Raw genomic sequence first — 11,359 nt, 5'->3', positions numbered from 1 at the left:
CGCAGCACTGCAGACGAACACAGATCAGAGGAACGACAAGAGATGACGATGACCCCCGAACAGGCCGCCTGGTTCCAGGGCACCTTCAGCCGTCTGGCCGACAACGTCGACCGCGCGGTGCAGGGCAAGCGCGACGTGGTGAGCCTGGTGCTCGCCTCGATGCTGGCCGAGGGCCACGTGCTCCTGGAGGACGCCCCCGGCACCGGCAAGACGAGCCTCGCGAAGGCGCTCGCGGCGACGGTGCAGGGCACGAGCACCCGGATCCAGTTCACGCCCGACCTGTTGCCGTCCGACGTGACCGGCGTGACCATCTACGACCAGAACTCGCACACSTTCGAGTTCCAYCGCGGTCCGGTGTTCGCCTCGATCGTGCTCGCGGACGAGATCAACCGCGCCTCGCCGAAGACGCAGTCGGCGCTGCTCGAGGTCATGGAGGAGTCCCGCGTCACGGTCGACGGCGTCCCGCATGAGGCGGGCCGCCCGTTCCTGGTCATCGCCACGCAGAACCCGATCGAGCAGGCGGGCACCTACAAGCTGCCCGAGGCGCAGCTGGACCGCTTCCTCATCAAGACCTCGATCGGCTACCCCGACCTCGAGGTCACGGCGTCGATCCTTGCAGGCGCCGCCGACCGCAACCCGTCCGCCAAGCTCGCCCCGGTCATCACCACGAGCGCCGTCGCAGACATGGCCGACCTCGCCGCCGCGGTGCATGTGGAGCCGGCTGTGCTGCGCTACATCGCGGAGCTCGTCGAGGCGACCCGCGACGACACGGCGATCCGCCTCGGCGTCTCGGTGCGCGGCGCCCTGGCCATGGTCCGCATCGCGAAGGTGTGGGCGGCCGCGCACGGACGGCATTACGTGCTGCCCGACGATGTGAAGGCGCTCGCGCGCCCGGTGTGGCTGCACCGCCTTCTGCTCGACCCCGAGGCCGAGTTCGCCGGCACCACCGCCGAGACCGTGATCGCCCGCGTGGTGGAGAAGGTCGCCGCTCCCCAGGCGCGCGCCGCCGCCTGAGCGGAACACCGGTCCCTGAACTCGTCGCAGGGACGCACCGAGAGAACAGGTCCCTTCGCTCCCCAAGCCCCCTCCCACCGATGCTCCGCATCGGCGGGAGCCTCCGGGCTCGGGGCCCCGGCTCAGGGACCGCCCGAGGACAGAGAGCACTCATGACCACGACCGCCCAGGCGCGCGGCACCGACCGCCCGGCCGGCTCCGACCGCGAGGCCGGCTGGCGCGACATCGCCGCACTGGTGCTCGCGCGCATCGGCACACGGCTGCGTCTGATCGCGTCCGCCGTGCGCCCCCTGGCCTGGGTGCTCGCGGCGATCGCGCTGGGGTGCCTCGTGATCGCCCTGCCGCTGGGCTGGATCGAGGTCGTCGTGATCGCGCTCGTGATCGTCGTGGTGCTCGCCCTGTGCGCGGTGTTCCTGATCGGGCGCACCGCCTACGACGTCACCCTCGACCTCGCCCGCACCCGGGTCGTCGTCGGGGAGCGCGCCGTGGGTGCGCTCACCCTGGCCAACCGTGGCTCCCGGGCGATCCTGCCCTCCCGCGTGGTGCTGCCGGTCGGCGCCGGGCGCGGTGAGTTCGGCATCAAGCGGCTGGCTCCGGGGGAGGAGGCGGAGGAGCTCTTCGCGATCCCCACCCACCGCCGCGGCGTCGTCTCGGTCGGCCCCGTCAGCGTCGTGCGCGGCGACCCGCTCGGGCTGTTCGAGCGGGCGCACCGCCGCGACGACCCGATCGACCTGTTCGTGCATCCGCGCACGATCGTCTTCGACGGGCAGTCGCTCGGATTCCTGCGCGACCTCGAGGGGCTTCCGGCCTCGGATCTGTCCCGCGACGACGTCTCCTTCCACGCGCTGAACGAGTACCAGCCCGGCGACGACCTGCGCCGCGTGCACTGGCGCTCGTCCGCCCGCACCGGCGTGCTCATGGTGCGACAGTACGAGGAGACCCGTCGCTCGCACTTCGTGATCGGGCTGAGCCGCAACGCTGCCGAGTACGCGGAGCCGGACGAGTTCGAGCTGGCGATCTCGCTGGCCGGATCCGTCGGCCTGCGTGCGATCCGCGACTCGCAGCGCGTCGACCTGCGCGTGCAGGGCCGGGCGCTCCCCTCCGGCACGGGCAAGCAGCTGCTCGACTCCCTCGCCGGCGTCGAGGAGGGGCGCGCCAAGGACGGCGGGCTGGCCGCACTGGCCGGCACGGTCGCCGCGCACATGCCGCTCTCCAGCGTCGTCGTGCTCGTCGGCGGCAGCCGCACCTCCCCGGAGGAACTGCGCGCCGCGTGCGCCCGCCTGCCGTTCGGCTCTCGCGTGCTGGCCATCGTCGCCGACCTCGGCGAGGCGCCCTCGCTGCGCCGCATCGGCGAGGCCGACGTCATCACCGTCGGGGCGCTCGAGCAGCTGCCCCTCGCCCTCGGGAAGGTGCTCGCATGACCGCACCCGCAGAGACCCGCTCCGGCCGCCGGGCGAAGACCCCGAAGGCGCCCCGGACCCCGAAGACGTCCCCGGCTCCGAAAGCCCCGCGCGCGCGGCTCTCCCCGCGCCGCGTGCTGATCGACCTCGTGGCGGTCGCCCTGCTCATCGGCGTCGGCATCGTGGGCTGGTGGCCGTCCTTCGCGGGCGGTTCCTACCTGCCCGCCGCGATCGGCGGTCTGGTGCTGGGCCTGGGCGTCGCGCTGCTGTGCGCCTGGCGCGGGTGGGGCATCCTGCCCACCGCCGGGCTCACGCTGCTCGTCTATTTCGTCTTCGGGGGCGCGCTCGCCCTCCCGCAGACGACGCTSYTCGGCGTCGTGCCMACSGGSGAGACCCTSGGCGCGCTGTCGGCCGGMGCSGTCACGAGCTGGAAGGCSATGCTCACCACGGTCGCTCCGGTCGCGGTCGGCGACGGCTACGCCCTGGTGCCGTTCCTGTCCGCTCTCGTGGCGAGCGTGGTCGCCGCCGCGCTCGCGCTGCGGCTGCGTCGCGTCGCGTGGGCGCTCATCCCCGCCGCGGTGCATCTCATGCTCGTGATCGCGATGGGCGTGCCGGATCCGGCGGCYCCSRTCGCMCAGGGCGTCGTGTTCGCCCTCGTCGCGGTGGCATGGCTCGCACTGCGCGGCCTCGGCGAGTCCGCCGACGCGGCCGTGTCGGTCGCGGCCGACGGATCCCACTCCTCCGCGCTGCGCCGTCGCCGCATCCTGGCCGGCACCGCCGTGCTCATCGTGGCGGGCCTGGCAGGCACCGGCGTCGCCGCCGCGACCACCCTCGCCGAACCCCGGCACGTGTTCCGCGACGTGGTGCTGCCGCCGTTCGACGTGCACCAGTACGCGAGTCCGCTGCAGTCGTACCGCGGGTACGTGAAGGACCACCGCAAGGACACCCTGTTCACCGTGAAGGGCCTGCCGGAGGGCGCCAGGATCCGGGTCGGCACGATGGACGCGTACAACGGCGTCGTCTACGACGTGTCGGACAAGGGCATCGGCTCGTCCGGCGCGTTCAGCCCGATCCGCGACAACATGTCGGCCGACGCGACCGGCTCGCCCGCGACGCTGGACATCAGACTGGACCAGTACACCGGCGTCTGGGTGCCCGATGCCGGCGAGGTGAGCAAGATCACGTTCGCCGGATCCGACGCCGACGCGCTGCGGCGCGGCACCTTCTACAACGAGTCCACCGGCACGGCCGTCGCCACCACGAAGCTGAAGAAGGGCGGCACGTACACCGTCGACACGACGATCCCGAAGACCTGGACCGACAAGCAGCTCGAGGGCCTCGACTTCGGTGCGGTCGCCATGCCGAAGCAGGCCGAGGCGCCCGAGAAGCTCGCCTCGCTCGCCTCGGACACCGTGGCCGACGCGAAGACCCCGATCGCCCAGGTGCGGGCGCTGGTGAAGAAGTTCTCCGAGGAGGGCTTCTTCAGCCATGGCCTGGACGGCGAGGCGCTGAGCCGCGCCGGCCACACCGAGGAGCGCATCTCCACGCTGATCGGCGGAGAGCAGATGATCGGCGACGACGAGCAGTACGCCGTCGCGATGGCGCTCGCGGCGCGCTCGCTGGGTATTCCGGTGCGCGTCGTGATGGGCTTCTACCCGGACAAGGGCCAGAAGGGCACGTTCTCCGCCAACGGTGACAACCTGCACGCCTGGGTCGAGGTCAACTTCGAGAAGGCCGGCTGGGTGGCCTTCGACCCGACCCCGCCGAAGGACAAGGTCCCGCAGGACCAGATCACGAAGCCGAAGGTCGTGCCCAAGCCGCAGGTGCTGCAGCCGCCGCCCCCGCCGCAGGAGCCGGTGGACCTGCCGCCGAGCGTGCCGGACCAGCGCGGCAACCAGGACGGCCCGGACAACCTGTGGAGCATCCTCGGCACGATCCTGGCGATCGGCGGCAGCCTGCTGCTGGTGCTGGCCATCCTCGCCGCGCCCTTCATCGTGATCGGCGCGTGGAAGGCCGCCCGCCGGCGCAAGCGCCGTGCGGCCGCGCTCGCCGCCGACCGCATCAGCGGCGGCTGGGACGAGCTCACCGACCGCGCGGTGGACTACGGCGCCCGCATCCCCGCCGGCGGCACCAGGGCCGAGGAGGCGCAGACCGTGGCGACCGCGCTCACCGTGCCCGCCGTCACCGCGCTCGCCGATCATGCCGACGCGCAGGTGTTCGGTCCGACCGAGCCGACTGCGGAGGACGTCGACGCGTTCTGGCGCGAGGTCGACGGCATCGTCGCGGGCCTGAGCAGCCAGGCGAGCTGGCGCCGACGCATGCTCGCACGCCTCAGCCTGCGCTCGCTGCTCGGCGACACGCGTCTGTCCGCCGGCGTGCAGGGCCTGCGCGATGCGGCGGCCGAGCGGATCCGGCGCCCCAGGAGCGGCTCTGGCGCCGTGGGCGGCGGAACTGGCACGATCGAGAGCACTGCAGCAAAGAGCACGGCAGCGAAGACGGGCGGCACCCGAACCGCCCGCCCCGGATCCGAGAGCGAGACCCCATGACGAACGCCCCGAGCGGGTCAGGTGCGGCCAACGCGCCTGTCGCACCGATCCCGCGGCGCGCGATCGCCTATGTCATCGACGCCGCGATCGGAGGGGTCCTCTGGATCGTCGGCGTGGTGGTGTCCTACGTCATCGCCGGATCCGGTGCGGACGGCCTGTCCGCTATGTTCGCCGCCCTGGCGACCGGCCTGGGCATCACGGCATTCGTGCTGCTCGCCTGGTTCCTCGTCTACAGCTTCCTGCAGGGATCGGGCGGATCCATCGGCATGCGGATCATGAAGCTGCGGCTCGTGCGCGACGGCAGCGAGGCGCCCCTGGGCTTCGGTCGCGCGCTGCTGCGCAACGTCGTGTTCGGACTGAGCACTGCGATCGTGGTCGGCTACTTCACGCCGCTGTTCGATGGATCCGGCCGGTTCCAGGGCTGGCACGACCGCGCCGCCGGTGCGCTCATGCGCGATGTGCGCGGCGCGACGGCCCCGGTGTCCGCGGCAAGCGCTCCCGGCGCGGTTCCGGCCGCGCCGCCCGTCCCGGTCGCCCCGTTCGGGCAGCCCGGTGCCGCCCACGCACCGGCCGCCCCCGCGTCCTTCGCCCCGCCGCAGCCCGACGCCCTGTTCCCAGTGCGGGAACCCGGCGCACTGTTCCCGCCGTCGGTGGATCCGGTCGGCCCGCAGGACGGGCACACCGGATTCACTCTGCCGCCCGCACCGAATGCCGCACCGACACCCGCCGCCGGACCGGCTGCCGCGGGAGCCGCTGCCGTCGCCCCTGCCGGGGTGGCCGAGGTCGACCCGCACGACGCCACCGTGCTGTCGCCCGCCGCGCAGGCTGCGGCGGCCGCCGCGCACGAAGGCGCCATGATCACCGTGGTGCCGGGGGTCAGCCCGTCCGTGCCCGCACCCACGGCCGCCCCCGTCTCCGGGCCCGAGACGGTGGCTCCCGCGCGGCCTCCAGTGCCGGCGGCTCCGCCCGCCTCGGTTGAGGCCGCGATGGCGCTTCCCCCGGTGGCGCAGCCCGCCGACGACGAGGACCTCGAGGAGACCCGGATCTCGATCCCCGGGCATCGGCTGCAGTTCGTCTGGGACGACGGCGCCCGCGCCACGGTCTCCGGGCGCACGCTGTTCGGACGCAATCCCGCCCCGGAGGCCGGCGCGATCGTCGTGGTCGTGCGGGACGAGACGCTCTCGCTGTCCAAGACGCACTTCGAGGCGGCGGCCGAAGCGGCCGGCGGCTGGGTCATGGACCGGCATTCCACCAACGGCATGACGATCGTGCGCGACGGCGTGCGGATCGCCTGCCCGCCCGGCGAGCGGGTGCGCATCCGCCTCGGCGACGCCATCGAGATCGGCGACCGGATCGTGACCGTCGGAGGCTACGCGTGATCGCGCCCATCGTCGCCCGCGCGGGCGCATCCACGCACACGGGGCTGCGCCGTGCCCTCAACGAGGACGCGCTCTTCGCACAGGCGCCGCTGTTCCTCGTCGCCGACGGCATGGGCGGGCACCAGGCCGGCGACGTGGCCAGCGGCACCGTGATCGAGGGCTTCGCCGCCCTGCAGGGCCGCCCTGCGCTCACGATCGACGACGTCAGCTTCACACTCGCCCGCGTACGCGCGGCAGTCGACGCCATCGCCGGTGTTCCCCTCTCGAACGGGGGGATCTCGAAGGCGGGCACCACGCTCAGCGGCGTGACGATCGCGGCGGTCGACGGCGTCGGGTACTGGCTCGCGATGAACATCGGCGACTCGCGCACGTACCGGCTCTCCGGCGGCGTGCTGGAGCAGATCTCCGTCGACCACTCTGTGGTGCAGGAACTCATCGACTCCGGCGAGCTGCTCGCGACGGACGCCCCGAAGGATCGCCGACGCAACATCATCACTCGCGCCATCGGGGCCGGCAGCACGGGGGAGGCCGACTACTGGATGATCCCCGCTCGCGTCGGCGACCGGATCCTGGTCTGCTCGGACGGCCTGAGCAGCGAGGTGGGGGACGACGAGATCCGCACTCTGCTCACGGTGCACGAGGACCCGCAGTCCGCCGCCGATCGCCTGGTCGAGCGTGCGCTCGAGCACGGCGGGCGCGACAACGTGACCGCGGTCGTCGTGGATGCGATCCACGTCAGCACCCGTCCGGGGAGCGACGGCACGACCGGGATCGACGACGAGGACATCGACTCCGACACGCGACCGCGTGCCGAGGCCATGGGAGGGATGCGCTGATGAACACCGTCTACCGCGCAGGGTCATGGTTCGCTCTGATCGGCCCGGAGGCCGTGGTGGCGCTGCCGCCGGACTCCGGGGTCGCTCTCGTGGAGCGCCTGTGGGAGCAGATCGCCGCCCCCGAGGTCGCCTTCTCCGACGTGGTCGACGCGCTCACCGCGGCCGGAGGGGGATCCTTCTCCGCCATCCCGCCGTTCGCCGCCGTCGTGCGGGAGGGCGAGMACGCGCGCATCGCCGTGCGCGGACGCGTCATCGCCCGGGTGCTCACGGCCGAGGACGAGCGCGAGATCACCGGTGCCGAGGTCACCACGTGGAGCGAGCGGTTCGTGCCCGCGATGACCGGGTTCGAGTTCCGTGTCGAGGACGGCGGTGCGGATCCGGCTCTGCCGATCGTCGCCGGCGTGGTCCGGGCTGCGAGCATCGCGGTCGGCGCCGCCGCCGAGCCCGCTCCGGTCGCCGAGGTGCGCGAAGAGGCCCCCGTCGCGCTCCCGAGCGTCGCCCCCGAGGAGGACGCGGTCGGCAAGGCCGCCGAAGAGGCCAACCTTGAGGATTCGGTTCCCGAGGCTTCCGAAATGGCCGGCCCGGAGGTTCCTGCCGCGGTGCCTGGCGCCTCCGAAGAACTCCCCGAGGAGGATGCGCTCCCGGACGTGCTCGGCGAAGAGCCGGCGTCAGAGCTGGAGCCGGAGCCAGAGCCGGAACCGTTGGCGGAGCCGGAGTCAGAAACGGAATCCGGGCCCGAAGCTGGTCCCGAGGCCCCCTTGCCGGTCCCCGATGCTCAGGAAGCGACCTCTGCGGACGAGATCGTTTCGACCAGCTCAGCGATCGGGATCACGACGCAGGACCCCGCGCCGTCGGCGGCCGATCTCGACGATGTCGACGACACCGTGCTGAGCACGCCCGCGGCGCTCGAGACGATGCTGCCCCCGGCGGACACCATCGCCGCACCCCTCGGCGGACACACGCTCGACTTCTCGCCGGTTCCGGTCGCGGCGCAGATCGCGCAGGCGGTCGCCGACGACGACGGCGACCACGACGGCGCCACGATCTCTCTCGCCCAGGCCCGCGCGATGCGCGGCGACCTCGCGGCCGGCCTTCCGGCGCCCGCAGAACCCGCGACGCCCGCGGGGGGCTTCCCGGAGCCGGTCTCGGCCGTGCCGACATCGGCCGTGCCGGTCTCGTCGGGCCCGGTCTCCTCGGTGCCCGGCATCACCGAGGACCCGGGCGCCGCGCGGACGGCCGACTCCGTGACGGGTCCGCGGATCCGGCTGTCCTCCGGGCAGGTCGTCGCCCTCGATCGCACGGTGGTGATCGGCCGCCGCCCGCGCGCGACCCGTTCCAGCGGCGCGACGCTGCCGCACCTCGTCGCCGTGGACAGCCCGCAGCAGGACATCTCGCGCAGCCATCTCGAGATCCGGCCGGAGGCGGACGCGGTCGTCGTGCTCGACCTGCACACAACGAACGGATCCACCCTGCTGCGTCCCGGGACGGATCCGGTGCGGCTGCACCCCGGCGAGCAGACGATCGTCGTCACCGCAGACGTGATCGATCTCGGCGACGGCATCACGGTCGCCTTCGAGGAGTTGCCGTGAGTCGTCCGCCGTCCCCGCCGCCCCAGCTGGACGGGTTCGAGTACGTCGAACCGCTCGGCACCGGCGGCTTCGCCGACGTCTTCCTCTACGAGCAGCAGCAGCCGCGCCGCCGTGTCGCGGTCAAGGTGCTGCTCGCCGACCGGCTGGCATCGGGTGCGGCGCAGGAGTTCGCCGACGAGGCCAACGTCATGGCGATGCTCTCCACGCACCCGGCCATCGTCACGATCTACCAGACCGGCGTGGCCTCCGACGGCCGGCCGTACCTGGTCATGGAGTACTGCCCCCGGCCCAATCTGCAGCAGCGCGCCCGCAAGGAGCCGTTCAGCGTCGCCGAGGCGCTGCGCGTCGGCGTGCAGGTCGCGGGTGCGGTGGAGACGGCGCATCGCGCCGGCGTGCTGCACCGCGACATCAAGCCGGCGAACATCCTGGTCACGGCCTACAACCGGCCCGCGCTGACCGACTTCGGCATCGCGTCGACCACGGGCGCGGTGAACGAGGCCGCGGGCATGTCGATCCCGTGGTCGCCGCCGGAGTCGTTCGGCGACCCGCCGCGGGGCGGGGTGCGCTCCGACGTGTACGCGCTCGCCGCGACGCTGTACACGCTGCTCACCGGCCGCAGCCCGTTCGAGAAGCCGGGCCAGCGCAACAGCGGCGCCGACCTCATCGCGCGCATCGAATCCGAGCCGCTGCCGCCGCTCGGCCGTGCCGATGTGCCGGAGAGCCTCGGCCGCCTGCTCGAGCGCGGCATGGCGAAGAACCCCGACGACCGCTTCGGCAGCGCGGTGGCGTTCGCGCGCGCACTGCAGAAGATCCAGATCGAGCTGAGCCATTCCGTCACGCCGATCGACATCGTCGACGACCACCAGCCCGAGCCAGACCACGACGATGACGACGACGGCCTGACCCGGGTGCGCGAGGTCGTCAGCATCGACCCCAGCCACACCGCCACCCGGCCCTCGGCGACGACGAGTCCCGTGCTGCCGCCCGCAGGCGTGCCGGCCCCGGGCCCGCGCTTCGACGCCGTCCCGGCGGCGGATCCGTCCGTCACCGATCAGACCGTGATCCGGGCGCCGCAGGACGCTCCCGCGGCCCCGGCTCCCGCCCCGATCGCGCCTCCGGCCTCCGTGCCGGCTCMGGAACAGGGCGACGACGCCCCGACCATGCTGCGTGCTCCGCGCACGGTCAGCCCGCTCGCCGGCGCCCCCGTCGTGCAGGATGCCGGCCCCGAGCTCGTGTCCGGGATCCCCGCGGCTCCCGCTCACAGCGCGACCGGCGCCCCGGCCACCGAGGTCCCCGATGCGCCGAGATCCCGCAAGGGCCTGCTCTGGGGTCTTGTCACCGTCGTGGCCGCGATCGTCCTCATCGGCGGATCCGTCATGACGGTGAACATGCTCAACGCGAATCCGCCCACGCCGAAGCCGAGTCAGTCCACCGACGTGAACCCCGTGGACCCGCTCGGAGACATGGCAGCGGCGCCGAAGGATGTGGCCGGCACACCGGACGGCGGTGGCGGCGTGCGCTTCACCTGGAGCAACCCGAAGCCGCAGACCGGCGACTCCTACCTCGTGACGGTGATCACGCTCGCCGGCGACGGCGACACCACGAAGGTCGAGAAGCCGGAGATCACCGTCCCGGCGCAGGCCGGCGGCCAGACATGCGTCGACGTCGTACTGCGCAGGGAGAACGGCTCCGGATCATCGCCGGTGCGGGGGTGCACGAAGTGATGTCTCAAGATCCCGAGGTCACGCAGGATCCGTCCCGCGCGCGTATGACGGTCGAGTTCGCGGGCGAGTACTTCCCGCTCCAGCAGGGCGGCCGCTTCGTCGTGGGACGCGAGGGCGACCTGTCCATCGACGACAACCTGTTCCTGCACCGGCACTTCCTGGAGATCGCCGAATCCGGCGGCCTCTGGTGGCTGGCCAACATCGGTGCGCGGCTGCAGGCGACCGTGACGGATGCGACCGGCGGCGTGCAGGCCTGGCTCGCGCCGGGCGCGCGCCTGCCCCTGGTGTTCGCGACCACGAGCGTCGTGTTCTCGGCGGGGCCGACGACCTACGAGTTCACGATCCACTCCTCTGAGCCGACCTTCCGCGAGACCCGGCGCGAGCGCGAGGTCGACGGCGATTCCACGATCGGCGAGGTTCCGCTCACGCTCAGCCAGAAGCAGCTGCTGCTCGCACTCGCCGAGCCGCTGCTGCGCCGCGACGGCACCGGCATGAGCGCCATCCCATCCAGCGCCGACGCCGCCGCGCGCCTGGGCTGGACGGTGACGCGGTTCAACCGCAAGCTCGACAACGTCTGCGACAAGTTCGACCGSATCGGYGTGCCMGGSATGMGGGGCGGYGCGGGCGGATCCGCSACGAACCGGCGCGCGCGCCTSGTCGAGCACGTGATCGCCTCGCGCCTGGTCGCCAAGGCCGACCTCGCGCTGCTCGACGTCGCCGAGGCGGATCCGACCGACGCGGAGTGATCCGGCCCGGATCCGGCGCCTCGCGGGCATGGGGAGTCCTCCCCATCGACGGGGTTGTGGTGGGGTTGTTAGGTTCTTCTTGTCGGGCCGGTGGGGTCCGGTCCAATCGATTACCGGAGGTGGAT

General features: G+C 72.8%; 8 protein-coding genes. All 8 read left to right on the top strand.

Annotated elements, in window-relative coordinates; all coding sequences use genetic code 11:
* The first annotated feature begins 42 nt into the window (after positions 1-42).
* Complete coding sequence (locus AC1DMN_RS08470; protein ID WP_440733159.1) at positions 43-1,014, top strand: AAA family ATPase; 972 nt, start codon at positions 43-45, stop codon at positions 1,012-1,014.
* Positions 1,015-1,166: 152 nt separating this feature from the next.
* Positions 1,167-2,435, top strand: coding sequence for a DUF58 domain-containing protein (locus tag AC1DMN_RS08465; protein WP_477229725.1), 1,269 nt, complete (start codon positions 1,167-1,169; stop codon positions 2,433-2,435).
* Positions 2,432-4,960, top strand: a complete 2,529-nt coding sequence (locus AC1DMN_RS08460) for a transglutaminase-like domain-containing protein (RefSeq protein ID WP_477384090.1) — start codon at positions 2,432-2,434, stop codon at positions 4,958-4,960. Before AC1DMN_RS08465 ends, AC1DMN_RS08460 begins: the two co-directional genes overlap by 4 nt.
* A complete protein-coding gene (locus AC1DMN_RS08455; RefSeq protein WP_477229723.1) occupies positions 4,957-6,339 on the top strand; it encodes an RDD family protein in 1,383 nt (460 codons plus the stop codon). Before AC1DMN_RS08460 ends, AC1DMN_RS08455 begins: the two co-directional genes overlap by 4 nt.
* Entirely contained in the window at positions 6,336-7,175 is an 840-nt protein-coding gene (locus AC1DMN_RS08450) for a PP2C family protein-serine/threonine phosphatase (protein WP_477229722.1), read from the top strand. Before AC1DMN_RS08455 ends, AC1DMN_RS08450 begins: the two co-directional genes overlap by 4 nt.
* Positions 7,175-8,764, top strand: coding sequence for an FHA domain-containing protein (locus AC1DMN_RS08445; RefSeq protein WP_477384088.1), 1,590 nt, complete (start codon positions 7,175-7,177; stop codon positions 8,762-8,764). The genes AC1DMN_RS08450 and AC1DMN_RS08445 overlap by 1 nt, the downstream gene beginning before the upstream one ends.
* Positions 8,761-10,488 (top strand): serine/threonine-protein kinase, encoded by a 1,728-nt coding sequence (locus tag AC1DMN_RS08440; protein ID WP_477384086.1) that lies wholly within the window; start codon positions 8,761-8,763, stop codon positions 10,486-10,488. The genes AC1DMN_RS08445 and AC1DMN_RS08440 overlap by 4 nt, the downstream gene beginning before the upstream one ends.
* On the top strand, positions 10,488-11,234 hold the full coding sequence (locus AC1DMN_RS08435) for a hypothetical protein (RefSeq protein WP_440733166.1): 747 nt from the start codon (positions 10,488-10,490) through the stop codon (positions 11,232-11,234). Before AC1DMN_RS08440 ends, AC1DMN_RS08435 begins: the two co-directional genes overlap by 1 nt.
* Positions 11,235-11,359: the final 125 nt, after the last annotated feature.

It is taken from the genome of Microbacterium sp. 01T413_2 (genome assembly GCF_056398985.1).
This window is presented reverse-complemented; position numbering and strand designations above follow the sequence as displayed.

Bases quoted from the DNA above. Each gene is read 5' to 3' on its own strand.
- AC1DMN_RS08465 (WP_477229725.1), top strand. From the start codon at position 1,167: ATGACCACGACCGCCCAGGCGCGCGGCACCGACCGCCCGGCCGGCTCC.
- AC1DMN_RS08455 (WP_477229723.1), top strand. From the start codon at position 4,957: ATGACGAACGCCCCGAGCGGGTCAGGTGCGGCCAACGCGCCTGTCGCA.